General features: G+C 67.7%; 13 protein-coding genes and 1 riboswitch. Of the genes, 10 read left to right on the top strand and 3 right to left on the bottom strand.

Annotation, left to right across the window (positions count from 1 at the left end; translation table 11 throughout):
- Positions 1-43: 43 nt before the first annotated feature.
- Positions 44-1,402 (bottom strand): PEP-CTERM sorting domain-containing protein, encoded by a 1,359-nt coding sequence (locus ASC95_RS13165; RefSeq protein WP_200960130.1) that lies wholly within the window; start codon positions 1,400-1,402, stop codon positions 44-46.
- Between ASC95_RS13165 and ASC95_RS13160 the strand changes: the two genes are divergently transcribed.
- Together ASC95_RS13160 and ASC95_RS13155 are read left to right on the top strand one after the other, a co-directional pair.
- Positions 1,401-2,900 (top strand): adenosine deaminase, encoded by a 1,500-nt coding sequence (locus tag ASC95_RS13160; RefSeq protein WP_162250770.1) that lies wholly within the window; start codon positions 1,401-1,403, stop codon positions 2,898-2,900. The two genes, ASC95_RS13165 and ASC95_RS13160, sit on opposite strands and share 2 nt — an antisense overlap.
- Positions 2,901-4,130 (top strand): MFS transporter, encoded by a 1,230-nt coding sequence (locus tag ASC95_RS13155; protein ID WP_057298127.1) that lies wholly within the window; start codon positions 2,901-2,903, stop codon positions 4,128-4,130.
- On the opposite strand, the gene ASC95_RS13150 is transcribed toward ASC95_RS13155, so the two are convergent.
- Entirely contained in the window at positions 4,127-5,128 is a 1,002-nt protein-coding gene (locus ASC95_RS13150) for an aldo/keto reductase (RefSeq protein ID WP_057298126.1), read from the bottom strand. The two genes, ASC95_RS13155 and ASC95_RS13150, sit on opposite strands and share 4 nt — an antisense overlap.
- 156 nt (positions 5,129-5,284) lie before the next feature.
- Here ASC95_RS13150 and ASC95_RS13145 point away from each other — a divergent pair, with 156 nt between their 5' ends.
- The 8 genes from ASC95_RS13145 to ASC95_RS13110 all read left to right on the top strand — a co-directional run bounded on the left by ASC95_RS13145 (position 5,285) and on the right by ASC95_RS13110 (position 15,404).
- Positions 5,285-6,190: an AraC family transcriptional regulator gene (locus ASC95_RS13145; protein WP_057298125.1), complete on the top strand. Its 906-nt coding sequence runs from the start codon at positions 5,285-5,287 to the stop codon at positions 6,188-6,190.
- 9 nt (positions 6,191-6,199) lie between these two features.
- A riboswitch (S-adenosyl-L-homocysteine riboswitch) is annotated at positions 6,200-6,322 on the top strand.
- 79 nt (positions 6,323-6,401) lie between these two features.
- Positions 6,402-7,814 (top strand): adenosylhomocysteinase, encoded by a 1,413-nt coding sequence (gene ahcY / locus ASC95_RS13140; RefSeq protein ID WP_057298371.1) that lies wholly within the window; start codon positions 6,402-6,404, stop codon positions 7,812-7,814.
- Between the two features lie 4 nt (positions 7,815-7,818).
- Positions 7,819-8,565: a TlyA family RNA methyltransferase gene (locus ASC95_RS13135; protein WP_057298124.1), complete on the top strand. Its 747-nt coding sequence runs from the start codon at positions 7,819-7,821 to the stop codon at positions 8,563-8,565.
- The gene (gene metF / locus ASC95_RS13130; protein ID WP_057298123.1) at positions 8,562-9,398 is read left to right on the top strand and encodes a methylenetetrahydrofolate reductase [NAD(P)H]; all 837 of its coding nucleotides are present in this window, start codon (positions 8,562-8,564) and stop codon (positions 9,396-9,398) included. The genes ASC95_RS13135 and metF overlap by 4 nt, the downstream gene beginning before the upstream one ends.
- A gap of 126 nt (positions 9,399-9,524) precedes the next feature.
- Positions 9,525-10,139, top strand: coding sequence for an OmpW family protein (locus ASC95_RS13125; protein ID WP_057298122.1), 615 nt, complete (start codon positions 9,525-9,527; stop codon positions 10,137-10,139).
- A gap of 73 nt (positions 10,140-10,212) precedes the next feature.
- Positions 10,213-12,501: a TonB-dependent siderophore receptor gene (locus ASC95_RS13120; RefSeq protein ID WP_082567751.1), complete on the top strand. Its 2,289-nt coding sequence runs from the start codon at positions 10,213-10,215 to the stop codon at positions 12,499-12,501.
- 12 nt (positions 12,502-12,513) lie between these two features.
- Positions 12,514-12,981 (top strand): low molecular weight protein-tyrosine-phosphatase, encoded by a 468-nt coding sequence (locus tag ASC95_RS13115; RefSeq protein WP_057298120.1) that lies wholly within the window; start codon positions 12,514-12,516, stop codon positions 12,979-12,981.
- 173 nt (positions 12,982-13,154) lie between these two features.
- A complete protein-coding gene (locus tag ASC95_RS13110) occupies positions 13,155-15,404 on the top strand; it encodes a galactose oxidase (protein ID WP_082567750.1) in 2,250 nt (749 codons plus the stop codon).
- Here the strand turns inward: ASC95_RS13110 and ASC95_RS13105 are convergent.
- A complete protein-coding gene (locus ASC95_RS13105; RefSeq protein WP_057298369.1) occupies positions 15,401-16,192 on the bottom strand; it encodes an SDR family NAD(P)-dependent oxidoreductase in 792 nt (263 codons plus the stop codon). The two genes, ASC95_RS13110 and ASC95_RS13105, sit on opposite strands and share 4 nt — an antisense overlap.
- Between the last annotated feature and the right edge of the window lie 59 nt (positions 16,193-16,251).

Below are 16,251 nucleotides of genomic sequence, written 5' to 3'. Positions count from 1 at the left end.
GTATCGGTGGGGCGCGCATTCGCGGCGATCCCTTGGGGTTCGCTCAGCGCGCCTCTCGCCTTCGCCGAGCCACCACGGCAACCACACCCAGCCCCGCCAGCATCAGCGCATAGCTCTGGGGCTCGGGAATCGCAGGCGCGAGTTCCTGGGCGTTGAAGCCGCCAACCTGTTGGCCGGCGTAGACCAGGTCGTGCCGCACATCCAGGCCGTTCTCCTGCAGGATCACATAGGCGACGCCGTTGGCATCGACCAGCGGCCGCTGGTTGCTCGCCGGATCGACCAGCCCTTCCCCGTCAAACCGCCCCTCGTACCTGTAGAACTTCAAGTTGATGACGACCGCCGGGTCGCCGTTCGGTTTGAGTTCCTTCGAGATCTCGTCAACCCTGCCGATCTGGAGTTCGTACCACTCAGTCTCGGATTCGGGCTTGCGGTTCAGGTCGCCGATCTCCAGACGCGCGCCCTGGTGGTCGCCGATCAGCAAGTCGCCCAGATCGACGTTTTCCGCCAACGTGGTCTGCGTCAGCTTGACCCAGAAGGCATTGGCGCGCGGCTGCGGCGGCTCGACCACCGGCGCCTGGAACACCGCCTGCACCGCAGGCGGCGGCCCGGCCGGCGGCGGGTTGATCGGCACAAAGCTGACCGCCGGTACGGCGACCGGCTGCTTCACCGCATTGCCGAAGCCGTCGTCCACCAGCCAGCCGTAGCGGATCACCGCCGGGTTGCCGTAGGTGCTGACGCCGAAATGGTCGCAGGGGTTGTTCGTCCACGTCGCATTCGCGCCCGGCCAGCAACTCTCGCCGGTGGTGACGAAAGGCGCGGCGGGATTGTTCGCAGGTGTGAAGATGCTGGCACCGATCGTGCCGCCGTAGACGATGCGAACGCCATAGCCCGGTACGTCGGTGATGGTCGGCCGGCCGAACCGCACCACCGCGCCGGGGTCGGGCGAGATGAACGAGAAGACGCGGTCGTAGCCGAAGACGCTGGTGATCTTCGTGTGGTCAAACGATGGATCCTCGATATCGATCTCGAATCCATAGGCCGGTTTCCCGGTGTCATTGACGGTATCGAAGTTGCCGAGCGAGCCAAATACGGCTGCGGTGCAGGCCATTGGCGTCAACGCCAGTGCTGCCGTGTAGATCGAAGTCTGTATCCATGTGCACATGCTGGCCACCTCGTACGTCGTACGAACCTGCCCCCCCGGGGGCGGACGCGACGCTCCATGCACCATACGCATGCCGTGCGGGCGCGAATTGATATTTCGCAAGGTGCGGAGCGCCCTCCCACGGTCAAGGGGGGCGTCCAGCCCCGGCGAGGAATGCCCTGAGCCATCGCGGCGACCGGACACCTGGCCGTTCACGCCTACGATCCTGAGCACCCCGACTGCCGCCGGAATCACGCCCATGCGTTGTCTCGTCTCCTTGCTGCTCGCCCTGACCCTGAGCCCGCTCGCCCAGGCCGACGAAGCCGGCACCGCCAAGGCCTTCCAGAAGCTGCGAACGAGCCCCTGGCTGTTGCGCCAGTTCATGGCCAGCTTCCCTAAGGGCGGCGACCTGCACAACCATCTGGACGGCAGCATCTACGCCGAGAACATCATCAAATGGGCGGCCGAAGACGGCAAATGCGTGGCGCCCATCACCGGCCAGATCAGCTTCCCGCCCTGCGACACCTCGCGGCCGGCGATGAAGGATTACGCGGCCGACTCGGTGAACTACCGCCAGCTCGTCGATGCCTACTCGGTGCGCAACTACGAGCGCGGACCGAAGTCAGGCCACGACCAAGTCTTCGACACCTTTGGCCGCTTCATTCCCGGCACTCTCGGCCGCGAGGGCGACATGCTGCGCGAGGCGACCAACCGGCGCGGCGCCGAGAACACCGTCTACCTGGAGCTGCTGCAGTCCTGGGGTATGGAAAAGGCGCGCGCCATCGCCGCGGCGGAGGCGGGGGCCTTTCGCGCCGGCCGGACCGCGAGCGATTGGGCTCGCCATCCGGTCCTACAGCGCATCGTCACCGACACACGCGCCGAGCTGGACCGCATCGAGAAGCGCTGGCGCGAGCTGTCGCACTGCGGGCAGCCGAACGCCGAGCCGGGCTGCGGCGTGGCGCTGCGCTACCTGGCCCAGGTCATCCGCACCTTCCCGCCCGAGCAGGTTAATGCCCAGATCGCGCTGGCCTTTCTGCTCGTCAAGGCCGATCCGCGCTATGTCGGGCTCAATCTCGTCGCGCCCGAGGACGATCCGAGCACGCTGCGCCACTACACCGAGCAGATGAGCGTCATCGGCGCCCTGGGCAAGCTCTACCCTGATGTGAAGGTCAGCCTGCATGCCGGCGAGTTCGGCTTCGGCCTGGTACCGCCGGAGGACTTCCGCGACCACATCCGCCAGGCCCTGGACGTGGCCGGCGCGCGCCGCATCGGCCATGGCGAGGCCATCGGCCTGGAGACCGGCGCGCTGGACACCTTGCGTGACATGGCTCGACGCGGCATCGCGGTCGAGATCAACCTGACCAGCAATGCCATCGTCCACGACCTCAAGGGCGACCAGCACCCTTGGCTTCTCTACCGCCAGTTCGGCGTGCCGACGGCGCTGTCGGCCGACGACGAGGGCGTGTTCCGCATCGACCTGACGAACGAATACCAGCGCGCCGCGGCGACATATCCGAAGCTGACCTACCGTGACTTCAAGCAGCTGTCGCGCAATGCCCTCCACTACGGCTTCGTCGAGGGCCAGGCTTTGCTGGCCGACACCGGCAGCGGCCGCTTCGTTGCAAGCTGCATGGGCGAACGCCCGGGCTCTGAACCCAAGGCTGCACGCTGCCGCGACTTTCTCGCCACCCACGCCAAGGCCCGCCTGCAATGGGATCTCGAAACGCGCTTTGCCCGCTTCGAAAGCCAAAGTCGTTGAATGCTTCTTGATATCGGGCCGCTGCGCCGCAACACCGCCTTTCGCCGTCTCTTCGCCAGCCAGTTCATTTCCGGCCTGGGCACCATGGTCAGCTATGTGGCCGTGCCCTGGCAGCTCTATGAGTTGACGCATTCCAACGCCCAGGTCGGCCTGCTCGGCCTGGTGCAGCTGATTCCCGTTGTCGCCTGCGGCCTGCTGGGCGGCGCGGTGGCGGACCGGGTCGACCGCAAGCGGCTGCTGATCGGCTCGGAAGCCTTGATGGCGCTGTGCCTGGCCGGGCTGCTGATGAACGCGTTGGCTGCCGCGCCCAGCGTACTGGCCATCTACGCGCTGGTGGCCGCGCTGCAGGGCGCCAGCGGCTTTCACCGCCCGGCGCTGGAGGCGCTGACGCAGAAGCTCGCGCGGCCCGAAGAGTTCGCCGCCGTGGCGGCGCTGTCGTCGGTACGCGGCACGGTGGGCATGGTGGCTGGACCGGCGCTTGCCGGCATCCTGCTGGCGAAATGGGGCGCGGTTGGCGCCTATGTCTTCGACTTCGCGACCTTCATCGCCGCGCTGTTCTTCATCGCCCGCATTCCACGCGAGGCGATGGGGCGCGTTGACGACACCGGCGAGCGCCCGCATCTGCTGGCCGACCTGGCCGAAGGCCTGCGCTTCGCCTGGGCGCGGCCCGAGCTGATGGGCACCTACATCGTCGACATTGTCGCGATGGCCTTTGCCTTCCCGGTGGCGCTGTTCCCGGCCATGGCGGCGGCGGATGGGCGCACCGAATCGGTGGGCTGGCTGCTGTCGGCGATGTCGGTCGGCGCGCTGGTCATTGGCCTGTTCAGCGGCTGGGCGGGCAAGGTCACGCGCCATGGCCGCGCCGTCGTCATCGCGGCGGCCGTGTGGGCGCTGGGCATCGTCGCGCTGGGCTTTGCACCCAGCTTGATGCTGGGCCTGGCCTGCCTGGCCGTGGCGGGCGCTGCCGACATGGTCAGCGGCGTGTTCCGCGGCACGATCTGGAACGAGACCATCCCCAACACATTGCGCGGGCGGCTGGCCGGCATCGAGATGATCAGCTACCTGACCGGCCCGCTGATCGGCAACGCGCGGGCCGGCTTCATGGCCGATGCCTGGGGTGTGTCGGCCGCGATCTGGATCGGCGGCGCAATCTGCCTGCTCGGCGTCATCGCCACCGGTTTCCTGCTGCCGCGCTTCTGGGCCTATCGCAGCACGACCACTCCGTACTAAACGTTGAGGGCGCCCATCTGCGCCGCCGGGTAGCGCGTGCCGGCCACGGCGTGCATGACGAGCAGGGTCTCGAGGCTGTCGCGCCGAGCTGCGTCGAGTTGGATGCCGGCCGCGGCCGCGTTCTCGTCCAGCCGCGCGATGCTGCGCGTGCCCGGGATGGGCACGATGTCCTGGCCCCGGTCAAGCAGCCAGGCCAGCGCCAGCTGAGCGGGCGTGTAGCCCCAGCCGCGCGCCAGGGCCGAGAGCGCATCGGCCAGCGCGAGGTTGTGGTCCAGGTTCTCGCCCTGGAAGCGCGGGTGGATTCGACGGCGGTCGTCGGGACTGAGCTGTTCGGCCGAACGGATGGCGCCGGTCAGGAAGCCGCGGCCCAGCGGGCTGTAAGGCACCAGGGCGATGCCAAGCTGGCGGCAGGTCGGCAGGACTTCCTCCTCGACGTCGCGCGTCCACAGCGAATACTCGGTCTGCACGGCGGCGATGGGGTGCACGTCATGGGCGCGACGGATGGTCGTCATGCCGGCCTCCGACAGGCCCAGATGGCGCACCTTGCCGGCCTTGACGAGGTCGGCCATGGCGCCGACCGTCTCTTCGATGGGCACCGTCTTGTCGACGCGGTGTTGGTAGTAGAGGTCGATGTGGTCCACCCCCAGGCGCTGCAGGCTGGCATCGCAGGCCTGGCGCACATAGGCCGGGCTGCCGTCGATGCGCAGCACCGTGCCGTCCGGCGCGCGGACGTTGCCGAACTTGGTGGCGACGACCACCTCGTTGCGGCGCGTTGCCAGCAGCTGGCCGAGCAGGCGCTCATTGGCACCAACGCCATACATGTCGGCGGTGTCGAGGAAGTTGATGCCGATATCCAGCGCGTGGTGCAGCACGGCCAGCGACTGCGCGTCGTCGGCCGGGCCGTAGAAATCGGACATGCCCATGCAGCCCAGGCCCAGGGCGGACACGTCAGGACCGTCGGCGCCGAGGCGGCGACGGGGGAAATTCGGATTCGTCATTGAAAAGCTCCTTGAATGAATCATCAGCGGGACGGCGAGAGCTTAGGAAATCGCGGCCCGAGCCGCCCAGCACAAAGCTCGAACATGCTTGCCCAATCCTCCAAGACTGGCGCCAGTGCGCGACTCCAGCGTTGCAGCCACTTGCACAATCACCCCATGCCAACCGACGCCGACCTGCCTGCCCTGCGCGAACGCACGATCGCGCTGGCCCTGGCCCGCGCGCCCGCCGACGGCCTGCATGCCACCGCCCTGCCCTGGCTGCGGCTGATCCGCGCCAGCGCAGCCGGCCTGGCGGTGCCGGCAATCTACGAGCCCGGCCTGGTGCTCGTGCTGCAGGGGCGCAAGCAGGCCCAGCTCGGCAGCGCCGTCGTCCACTACGACGCGCTGCAATGCCTGCTGGTGCCGATGACCTTGTTGCCGCGCGGCCGCGTCACCGAGGCCAGCGCCGACAAGCCCTATCTCTGCCTGCGCCTGTCTTGCGAAACCCAGGCCCTGACCGAGCTGCTGCTGGACATCGCCGCGCCGACGCTGGTGGACGAGGCCGGCGCCGGCCTGCAGGTGGCGCCCGTCACCGCGCCGCTGCTGGACGCGGCCCTGCGCCTGCTGCAGCTGCTGGACAGCCCGCAGGACCTGCGCACGCTGGCACCACTTCTGCAGCGCGAGATCCTTTACCGCGTGCTGACCGGGCCGCTCGGCCAGCGGCTGCGCAGCCTGGTGCAGCAGGACGGTGTCACGCGCCGGCTGGCCCGCGTCGTCGAGCGGCTGACGCAGCGCTTTGCTGAGCCTCTCAGCATCGACGAGCTGGCGGCGCTGGCGCACATGAGCCCGTCGACGCTGCATCTGCGCTTCAAGCAGCTGACCGCCCTGTCACCGCTGCAGTTCCAGAAAAACCTGCGCCTGCAGCAGGCGCGCCGGTTGATGCTGGCCGACGGCCTGGACGCCGCCAGCGCCGCCCACCGGGTCGGCTACGAGAGCCCTTCTCAGTTCAGCCGTGAATACCGTCGCCTTTTCGGCGCACCGCCGCGGGAGGACATCTCGCTGCTGCGCCGCGCTGCCGGCTAGAATGCCGCCTCTTCCGAGGAGCGTTGCAACCTCACCCTCGAGGCCAGGCTCGGACAACGAAGTTGCGGTGAAGACTCATTTGTACTCAAGTGAGTCGTAGCCAAGTTTCGACTGCAACTGCGCTCACCCGCTGGCCGACCGTGCCTGGGTGAGGACCAATTCCCCCGTCACCGTCATCGCCAGCGGCTTCATTCGCTTGAAGGAGCCCTGCATGAGCACCACGAATCACATCGTCAAGGACCTGTCGCTGGCCGACTGGGGCCGCAAGGAAATCAAGATCGCCGAGCACGAGATGCCGGCGCTGATGGCCATCCGCAAGGAATACGCCGAGACCCAGCCGCTCAAGGGCGCGCGCGTCACCGGCTCTCTGCACATGACCATCCAGACGGCCGTGCTCGTCGAGACGCTGCAGGCGCTGGGCGCCGAGGTGCGCTGGGCCTCCTGCAACATCTTCTCCACGCAGGACCACGCCGCCGCCGCGCTGGCCGCCGTCGGCACGCCCGTGTTCGCCTACAAGGGTGAGACGCTGGAAGACTACTGGGACTACACCCATCGCATCTTCGAGTTCGCCGGCAAGGGCGAGGCGGGCGAAGGCCCCAACATGATCCTGGACGACGGCGGCGACGCGACACTGCTGATGCACCTGGGCCAGAAGGCCGAGAAGGACCTCTCCGTGCTGGCCAACCCCGGCAGCGAGGAAGAGCGCATCCTGTTCGCGGCCATCAAGAAGAAGGTTGCCGAGGACGGCAGCTGGTACACGCGCAAGAGCGCCGAGATCATCGGCGTGACCGAAGAGACGACGACGGGCGTGCACCGCCTGAAGGAAATGTCGGCCAAGGGCACGCTGCTGTTCCGCGCCATCAACGTCAACGACTCGGTCACCAAGAGCAAGTTCGACAACCTCTACGGCTGCCGTGAATCGCTGGTGGACGGCATCAAGCGCGCCACCGACGTGATGGTGGCCGGCAAGATCGCCGTCGTGGCCGGCTACGGCGACGTGGGCAAGGGCTCGGCCCAGGCGCTCCGCGCGCTGTCGGCACAGGTCTGGGTCACCGAGATCGACCCCATCTGCGCGCTGCAGGCGGCGATGGAAGGCTATCGCGTCGTGACGATGGAGTACGCCCAGGACAAGGCCGACATCTTCGTGACGACGACCGGCAACAAGAACGTCATCCGCCACGAGCACATGCTGGCGATGAAGAACAACGCCATCGTCTGCAACATCGGCCACTTCGACAACGAGATCGAGGTCGCGGCGTTGGAGCAGTACGAGTGGGAAGAGATCAAGCCCCAGGTCGACCATGTGATCTTCCCGGACGGCAAGCGGATCATTCTCTTGGCCAAGGGCCGCCTGGTGAACCTGGGCTGCGGCACGGGCCACCCGAGCTATGTGATGAGCAGCTCGTTCGCGAACCAGACCATTGCCCAGATCGAGCTCTACGCGCACAAGGACGCCTACGACATCGGCAAGGTCTATGTACTGCCCAAGCACCTCGACGAAAAGGTCGCGCGCCTGCAGCTGACCACGCTGAACGCGCAGCTGACCGAGCTGACCGAGGAACAGGCCGCCTACATCGGCGTGCCCAAGGTCGGTCCGTACAAGCCCGACACCTATCGTTATTGAGCCGATGCGCGCTGACCAACTCCTCGTTGCCCAAGGCCTTGCGCCGACGCGTTCCGTTGCGCAACGCCTGATCTCCAACGCCGCTGCCGAATGGGCCTCGCCCACCGGCTGGGCGATGTTGAAGAAGGCCGGCGAGGACCTGCCAGAGACGGCCCAGCTGCGCGTCACCGACGACGCGGAGCTGCGCTATGTGTCGCGCGGCGGGCTCAAGCTGGAAGGCGCGCTCACCCGCGTCGGCTTCGACGTCACGACACACACGGTGCTGGACATCGGCCAGAGCACAGGCGGCTTTACCGACTGCCTGCTGGCCCATGGCGCTCGCCATGTCGTCGGCGTGGACGTGGGTCATGGCCAGCTGCATGCCAAGCTGCTGGCCGACCCGCGCGTCACAGCGCTGGAAGGCGTGCATGTGCGCGAGCTGGACGTGCTGCGCCAGCATGCGCCGACGGGAGGCTTCACGCTGATCGTCGGCGACCTGAGTTTCATTTCCATGGTGGGCAGCCTCCCGGAGTTGCTGCCCTGGCTGGAGGTGCACGGCCACTTGCTCGTGCTCATCAAGCCGCAGTTCGAACTGGGGCCACAAGCCCTGGGCAAGGGCGGCATCGTCAAGGACGAGGCCGATTACCCGCGACTGGAAGCCCGCGTGCGCCTGGCCTGCACGGCCCTCGGCCTCAAGGTGCTGGACTACTTCGACAGCCCCATCACCGGCGGTGATGGCAATCGCGAATTCTTCTTGTGGGCGTCCCGATGACAGCCGTTTCGTTCGAGTTCTTTCCCCCGAACACGCCGGTCGGCGTCGAAAAGCTCAAGACCGTCGTGCAGGAGCTGGGCGCCATGTCGCCCCAGTACTTCAGCGTCACCTACGGCGCCGGCGGCTCCACGCGCGACAAGACCCTCTCCGCCGTGATGGACATCGCCGCGGCCGGATTCAACGCCGCGCCGCACCTCTCCTGCGTGGGCTCCACGCGCGAGAACATCGCCGAGATCCTGGCCACCTACCGCGCCCAGGACATCCACCGCGTCGTCGCGCTGCGCGGCGACCTGCCCAGCGGCACGGCCACGGCGGGCGAGTTCCGCTACGCCTCCGAACTGGTCGGCTTCATCCGCGAGACCCAGGGCAAGGACTGGCATATCGAGGTGGCCGCCTACCCCGAGGTGCATCCGCAGCAGCGCTACGCCGCGCGCGACCTGCAGCACTTCGTCGACAAGATGAAGGCCGGCGCCGATGGCGCGATCACGCAGTTCTTCTTCAACGCCGACGCCTACTTCCACTTCGTCGACGAAGCCCGCCGCCTGGGCGTCACCCAGCCCATCGTGCCGGGCATCATGCCCTTCCACAACTACGGCCGCATCGCCCAGTTCGCGCAGCGCGACGGCATCGACATCCCGCGCTGGGTGCAGATGAAGATGGAAGGCTTCATGGACGACGCCGCCAGCATCCGTGCCTTCGGCTTGGACGTCATCACACGGCTGTGCGAGCGCCTCATCGACGGCGGCGCCCCGGGCATCCACTTCTATACGCTGAACCAAAGTGCACTGACGCTGGAGTTGTGCAAACGCCTCGGTCTTGGCAACAAGGTTTGATCCAGCTCAAAACCACACATCGAATGTGGCGCTGCGAGGCGTCGCCTTGTGTTGCCTCAAACCGCCGCGGGCAGCCGGCGCGTGCAATGCCTCCATCGGGACACGTCCCATTCACTGGAGCCATTGATGAAGTTCTCTTCCGCCCTGCGCCTGGCCACCGTTGCCGCCGCCGCCCTTGCCCTGCAGCCCGCCTTCGCCGATGAAGGCCCGCTGCTGGTGCGCGTGCGGGTGCTGCACCTGGATTCCGCCAACAAGGACAGCACCGGCCTGGGCCTGTCGATCAACAACAAGACCTTCCCCGAGGTTGATTTCAGCTACTTCATCGCGCCCAACATCGCGGCCGAGCTGATCCTGACCTATCCGCAGAAGCAGACGATCTACTCCAATGGCACCGAGATCGGCTCGCTCAAGCACCTGCCGCCGACGCTGACGCTGCAGTACCACTTCAACCCGACCGGCACCGTGCGCCCCTACGTCGGCGCAGGCGTGAACTACACCAACTTCTCCAGCGTCGAGTTCGCGCCTGCCGTGCAGACCGCTCTTCATCCCAGCATCAAGCACAACAGCTGGGGCGCTGCCTGGCAGATCGGCGCAGACGTCGAGATCAGCAAGGGCACCTATCTGAACTTCGACGTGAAGAAGGTCGACCTGCAGACGACGGTCTATGCCAACGGCGCGTCGGCCGGCAAGTTCAAGGTCAACCCGACACTTGCCAGCGTCGGCCTGGGTTGGCGGTTCTGACGGCCGCTTGCGCTCATGTAAATGAGCGCTTTACGTAAGCGAAAGTCACTTCGCTCCGCAAGAATGCGCGGCCATGAGCCGCCTTCTTGTTGCGCTGGCAATGCTGTGTGCCAACGCCCTGTGCGCGGCCCAGACAACGCCCCAAAAAACGCCCCCACCCGCCGCGCCGGCCCCCGCCGCCAGCGCTGCCAACCGCCTGGACCGCGTCGAGGTCAACGGCGGGCCGACGGCCAACAGCCGACGCCGCAACAGCACGGCCAGCAAGATCGTCATCGAGCGCGAAGACCTGGATCGCTACGGCGACACCGTGCTGGGGGACGTGCTGCGCCGCCTGCCCGGCGTCACCATCGGCGGCCGCCCCGGGCGCGGCGGCGACATCCGCATGCGCGGCCTGGGCAGCGGCTTCACGCAGATCCTCGTCGACGGCGAACGCGCGCCGGCCGGCTTTGCGGTGGAGGACCTGCCGCCCGACCAGGTCGAGCGCATCGAGATCTATCGCGCGCCCACTGCCGAAACCGGCGCGCGGGCCATCGCCGGCACCATCAACATCATCCTGCGCGAGCCCCTGCTCAAGGCCACGAACGAGCTGCGCCTGAGCCTCGGCCAGGACCGCGGCGAGCCGCAGGCCGACGCCAGTTGGACGCGCAACCTGAAGTGGGGCGGCCCGAACGGCGACGAGTTCGTCGGCGCGGTGTCGACCAACGCCGGCCTGCACCGGCGCTTCAACAACATCGATTCACACAACCGCGTCGTCGACACCGACACCGGCGAGGTGCTCAACGAGACCGTGCAACAGGGCACGAGCATGGGCCGCAGCGCCAACCTCAATGGCAACGCCCGCCTGCGCTGGAAATACAGCGACACGCTGAGCTTCAACCTCGCGCCCTTCTTCGCGCTGTCGCAGAGCGAAGGGTCGAGCCAGAACAACGCCGTCGGCTTCACACGCTTTCGCGACGTCCAGGGCGAGAACGACGGCCGCGTGCACAACCTGCGGCTCAACCTGTCAGCCAACTACCGGCCCGCCGTCGGCGAGAGCTGGGACTTCCGCGTGGGCCGCGGCGGCTTCAAGTCCACCAGCAACAGCCAGCGCCGCGAGACGCTGAAGGACATCGGCGTCGACCTGGAGCGCATCCAGGACGATCACAACGTCACCGACGAAGACCAGACCAGCCTGGGCGCCAAGTGGAGTATCAAGACCGCCAAGGAACACCAGTGGGTGACCGGCGCCGAGAGCGAGCAGAGCCGCCGCGTGCAGGTGCGCCGCACGCTGATCGACGGCGTGGAGTCGCCCGCACTGCAGAAGTTCGGCGACACGCTGGGCTCGCGCAACCAGCGTTTTGCCGCTTACACGCAGGACGAGTGGAGCCCGAGCAAGATCTGGTCGGTCTATGCCGGCATCCGCTATGAACGCATCGAGACCCGCGCCGATGCCATCGGCTTGCTGCCCGACACGCGCAACGTCTCCCAGGTCACCTCGCCGCTGTTCCACCTGCTGTGGAAGCCCGAGGCCTTTCCCAAGGATCAGGTGCGCCTGAGCCTGACGCGCAGCTACCGTTCGCCCAACCTCAACGACCTGATCGCCCGGCCGACCATCAACACCACCTACCCGACCGGCCCCAACCTGCCCACCTACGCCGACCGCGCCGGCAACCCCGACCTCAAGCCCGAGCTGGCCACCGGCGTGGACCTGAGCCTGGAGCACTGGCTGCCCACCGGAGGCATCGTCTCGGGCAGCGCCTTCGTGCGCGACATCAAGAGCCTGATCCGCAGCAATCTGCAGCTGGAGACGGTGCCCTGGGACGAGTCGCAGCGCTGGGTCAGCCGGCCACGCAACATGGAAGGCGCACGCACCATGGGCTTCGAGTTCGAGGTCAAGGCGCGGCTGGACGAGCTGTGGGAAGAGGCGCCGCCCGAGTGGCAGTTGCTGCTGCTGCGCTTCAACATCGCCGTCTTCGACAGCAAGGTCAAGGGCATCCCCGGCTCCAACGCCCGCCTGGACCAGCAGCCACGCGGCAGCCTGAACTTCGGCCTGGACCACCGCTGGAAGGCCCTGGGACAGAACTTTGGCAGCGGCTTCAACTTCAACTACGTGCCGGCCAGCAGCGTGCAGCAGACCCTCAACCTGAGGCGTGAAGAGACTGCCCGCCGCCAGTTCGACGCCTACCTCTCCTGGGCCAGTGGCTCGGTGCGCGACGGCATCAACTGGCGCCTGTCCCTGGCCAACCTGCTGCCGCGCGATGCGCAGGTGACGTCCGAAGCCGTCTACATCGACGCCATCACCAGCCACGACATCGTCACGGACAGCTGGTCGCGCAACAAGACCTTCCGGGTCGTCTCGCTGCGAGCGGACATGAGGTTCTAGACAATGCGGCGCATGAGCAAACGCCGCATCCTCTTCTTCTGCATGGGCAACATCTGCCGCAGCCCCACGGCCGAGGGCGTCATGCGCGCGAAGCTGGCGGCCGCCGGCCTCGATGTCGAGGTGGACTCGGCAGGCACGCATGGTTATCACGTCGGCGCGCCGCCAGATGAGCGCAGCCAGGAGCACGCCCGCTTGCGCGGTTATGACCTGAGTCGCTTACGCGCCCGCAAGCTGGTGGCCGAGGACTTCGCCCGCTTCGACCTTGTGCTGGCAATGGATGCCGACAATCTCAGCCATGCGGAACGGTTGTGCCCGCCCAACCAACGGCATCGACTGAAGCTGCTGATGGACTACGCGCCTCACGCAGGCAACCCCCACGTGCCTGACCCTTACTACGGCGGCGCTGCCGACTTCGATGAGGTGCTGGACTTGGTCGAAGCAGCTTGTGATGGATTGGTTGAGAGCCTTCGCAAGCGATGATCGTTTGCCTCGCGCCCGATGCAGGCCGGCCTGGGTCGGCGGTCCGCTCTTGAGAGAGTGCCGCGCCAAATCCAATCAGCAGCAGTGACATCGAGTTTCTGGGGGTAAACCGTATTTGTTCGTCGAGCGAACAAATTACGATGTCGAGCGCTGTCATAAGAAGTGCTGGAGACATGAACCCCATCAAGCCCCTGCTGGGCGCCCTGCTGCTCGCCGCCGCAACTGCCCAGGCCGCGCCACCTGCCGACGTGTCTTACAACTGGCGCCCGGTCGCCATCGGTGGCGGCGGTTTTGTGGATGGCATCGTCTTCCAGCCCGCCGTGCCGGGCCTGGCCTACGCTCGCACCGACATGGGAGGCGCCTACCGCCGCGACACGGCAACCGGTCCCTGGCAGCCGCTACTGGACTGGCTGCCGCTCGCCGACGTGAACCTGATGGGCGTGGAAAGCCTTGCCGTCGACCCCAACGACCCTGACGCCGTCTACCTCGCCTGCGGCACCTACACCAATCCCGCGGTGCCCAATGGCGCCGTGCTGCGCTCACACGACCGCGGCCGCACCTTCCAGCGCACCGACCTGCCCTTCAAGCTCGGCGGCAACGAAGGTGGCCGCGGCAATGGCGAGCGCCTCGCCGTGGACCCCAACGATGGCCGCGTGGTCTACCTCGGTTCGCGCCTGGCCGGCCTGTGGCGCAGTGCAGACGCGGCCGCCAGCTTCCAGCGTGTCGACAGCTTCCCCGATTCGGCCTGGCGCCGAGATGCGTCGGACGGTGCACCGCCCAGCTGGGGCGGCAGCGACGGCAAGGCGACGATCAACTTCATCCTGTTCGACCCCGCGAGTGGCCAGCGTGGCCAACCCAGCCGCACCATCTACGCGGGCGTGTCGGTCGTCGGCCGGCCGAGCCTGTGGGTGAGCCGCGATGCCGGGGCGACCTGGGCGCCCGTGCCCGGCGCGCCGACGCAGCACCGCCCGATGCGCGCGTCGCTCGCGAGCGACGGGAATCTCTACGTGGCCTACGCCAGCGACCCCGGCCCGCATCGCATGAAGGACGGCGCCGTCTGGCGCTACGACGTCGCCAAGCAGACCTGGGCCGACATCACGCCCGAGCGGCCCAGCGCCACACTGCCCTTCGGCTACGCCACCGTCACCGTCGACCCGGCAAATCCGCAGCGCCTGCTCGCCAGCACCGCCGGCCGCGGCGCGGGCGACCAGCTCTTTCGCAGCACCGACGGCGGCGCGACATGGACATCTCTGTTCCCCGCCGCCCGCTTCGACGCCACCGCCGCGCCCTACGTGGCCGACACGCCGGTGCACTGGATGTACGACGTCAAGATCAACCCCGCCAACCCCGACCACGCGCTGTTCACCACCGGCTACGGCGGCTGGGAGACGCTGGACCTGACGCAGGCCGACAGCGCCAAGCCCACGCATTGGCAGGTCATGAGTTCCGGCATCGAGGAGACCGTGGCCCTGGCCTTGCACAGCCCGACGAAGGGCGTGCCGCTGGTGACGGCCATCGGTGACTACTCGGGCTTCGTCCACACCGACCTCGACAAACCCGCGCCCGGCAACCCCAGGCGGCCCTTCTTCGGCAACACGCATGACGTGACCGGTGCGGAGCTGGCGCCCGAAGTCATCGTGCGCATCGGCAGGCCACGCGATGGCGGCAAGAACCTTGGCTATTCGCTTGACGGCGGCAAGACCTGGCGCGAGCCCGCGACCGTGCCCGATCCCAAGTCGGGCGATGGCTTCATCGCGGTGTCTGCCGATGGCAAGGCCTGGGTGTGGACGCCCAAGGGAGGATTGCCCCACGTCAGCCACGACCGCGGCGACACCTGGACGGCGGTGAAGGGCCTGCCCGCCGGCACGCGCGTCATCGCCGACCGCGTGAACCCCGGCCGCTTCCACGCGATGGGCCTGTTCGACGACGCCCTTTACGCCAGCACCGACGCCGGCCTCAGCTTCAGCGCCAAGCCCCTGGCGCTGCCCGACGGCGCCATCACCCGCGCCGCCGCACGCGGCAACAACCGCAGCAATCGTGGCGACGACCGCGGCGGCCAGGATCGCCTCTACGCCACGCCCGGCCGTGAGAGTGACCTGTGGCTGGCGGCCTTCCACGGCCTTTACCGCGCGGCGGATGGGCAGGCCTTCAAGCGCCTGCCCGCCGTCTCCGAGATCCACGCCTTTGGCTTCGGCCGCGCAGCACCGGGCGCCAAGGATCCGGCCCTCTATCTCGTCGGCACGGTGGCCGGCCGCTACGGCGTGTTCCGCTCCACCGACGGCGCCGCGAGTTGGCTACGCATCAACGACGACGCCCACCAGTGGGGCCTGATCCTGCAGATCAGCGGCGACCCCAAGGTGTTCGGCCGCGTCTACGTCGGCACGCATGGCCGCGGCGTGCAGTACGGAGATCCAAACCCCTAGTCAGAGGCGCCGCCCATGGTCAGGTTCACGGTCGTCCCGGTCATGCCACTGGCCCGGTCGGAGGCCAGGAACACGGCCGTCTGCGCCACCTCCTCCAGCTTCATGACCCGCTTGGGATGGCTCCAGTTCGCCAGAAACGCCTGGAACTGCTCCCACGTCATGCCCATGCGCGCCGCCTTCAGCTCGAAGGCCTCCTTCATCACCGCGGTCTCGGGCATGCCGTGCGGGCGCAGGCCCACCACGCGGATGCCGTGCGGCGCGAGTTCGGTGGACAGGTCCCGCGTCAGCGCCTCCTTGGCGGCCTGGGCGGCGCCGTAGCCGCCGTTCCACGCCGTGCCCGTGCGCCCGGGCAGCGCGGTGACCGTCATGATCACCCCCGACTTGCCGGTCATCATGCGCCGTGCAGCCAGCCGGGCCGTCAGGAAGTAAGACCGGGCGTAGTCCGAAACCGGCGCCGCGAAATGCGCGAGATCCAGCTCCACCAGCGGCACGCCCAGAGCCCTGGCGTTCGAGAAACCCGCCGCGTTGAACGAGATGTCCAGCCGCCCGGCCTGCTCGATCACGGCCTGCAGATGCCGGTCGATGGCCCGCTCGTCCAGCGCATCCACTTCCGCGGCGTGCGCTGCCCCGCCCGCTGCCGCGATCTGGCCGGCCACGGCTTGCACGCCCGCCAGCTGCCGGCCCATCACGAACACCTGGGCGCCCTCCTGCGCAAACGCCCGCGCCACCGCTCCACCGATCGCGCCCGCGGCGCCGTAGACCACCGCCACCTTGTTCTTCAACAGCATGTCGCTTCCTTCCAGCATGAATGGGCCGGCCGCCGACATGGCGACCCGCCGACGGTTGA

The organism is Pelomonas sp. Root1217 (genome assembly GCF_001425705.1).
Lineage (GTDB): Bacteria > Pseudomonadota > Gammaproteobacteria > Burkholderiales > Burkholderiaceae_C > Pelomonas.
This window is presented reverse-complemented; position numbering and strand designations above follow the sequence as displayed.

What these genes read in the sequence shown, in the direction of transcription:
- ahcY (WP_057298371.1), top strand. Translation starts at nt 6,402, where the DNA reads ATGAGCACCACGAATCACATCGTCAAGGACCTGTCGCTGGCCGACTGG.
- ASC95_RS13105 (WP_057298369.1), bottom strand. Translation starts at nt 16,192, where the DNA reads ATGCTGTTGAAGAACAAGGTGGCGGTGGTCTACGGCGCCGCGGGCGCG.
- ASC95_RS13115 (WP_057298120.1), top strand. Translation starts at nt 12,514, where the DNA reads ATGAGCAAACGCCGCATCCTCTTCTTCTGCATGGGCAACATCTGCCGC.
- ASC95_RS13165 (WP_200960130.1), bottom strand. Translation starts at nt 1,402, where the DNA reads ATGGGCGTGATTCCGGCGGCAGTCGGGGTGCTCAGGATCGTAGGCGTG.
- ASC95_RS13110 (WP_082567750.1), top strand. Translation starts at nt 13,155, where the DNA reads ATGAACCCCATCAAGCCCCTGCTGGGCGCCCTGCTGCTCGCCGCCGCA.
- ASC95_RS13150 (WP_057298126.1), bottom strand. Translation starts at nt 5,128, where the DNA reads ATGACGAATCCGAATTTCCCCCGTCGCCGCCTCGGCGCCGACGGTCCT.
- ASC95_RS13125 (WP_057298122.1), top strand. Translation starts at nt 9,525, where the DNA reads ATGAAGTTCTCTTCCGCCCTGCGCCTGGCCACCGTTGCCGCCGCCGCC.
- ASC95_RS13120 (WP_082567751.1), top strand. Translation starts at nt 10,213, where the DNA reads ATGAGCCGCCTTCTTGTTGCGCTGGCAATGCTGTGTGCCAACGCCCTG.
- ASC95_RS13145 (WP_057298125.1), top strand. Translation starts at nt 5,285, where the DNA reads ATGCCAACCGACGCCGACCTGCCTGCCCTGCGCGAACGCACGATCGCG.
- ASC95_RS13155 (WP_057298127.1), top strand. Translation starts at nt 2,901, where the DNA reads ATGCTTCTTGATATCGGGCCGCTGCGCCGCAACACCGCCTTTCGCCGT.
- metF (WP_057298123.1), top strand. Translation starts at nt 8,562, where the DNA reads ATGACAGCCGTTTCGTTCGAGTTCTTTCCCCCGAACACGCCGGTCGGC.
- ASC95_RS13135 (WP_057298124.1), top strand. Translation starts at nt 7,819, where the DNA reads ATGCGCGCTGACCAACTCCTCGTTGCCCAAGGCCTTGCGCCGACGCGT.
- ASC95_RS13160 (WP_162250770.1), top strand. Translation starts at nt 1,401, where the DNA reads ATGCGTTGTCTCGTCTCCTTGCTGCTCGCCCTGACCCTGAGCCCGCTC.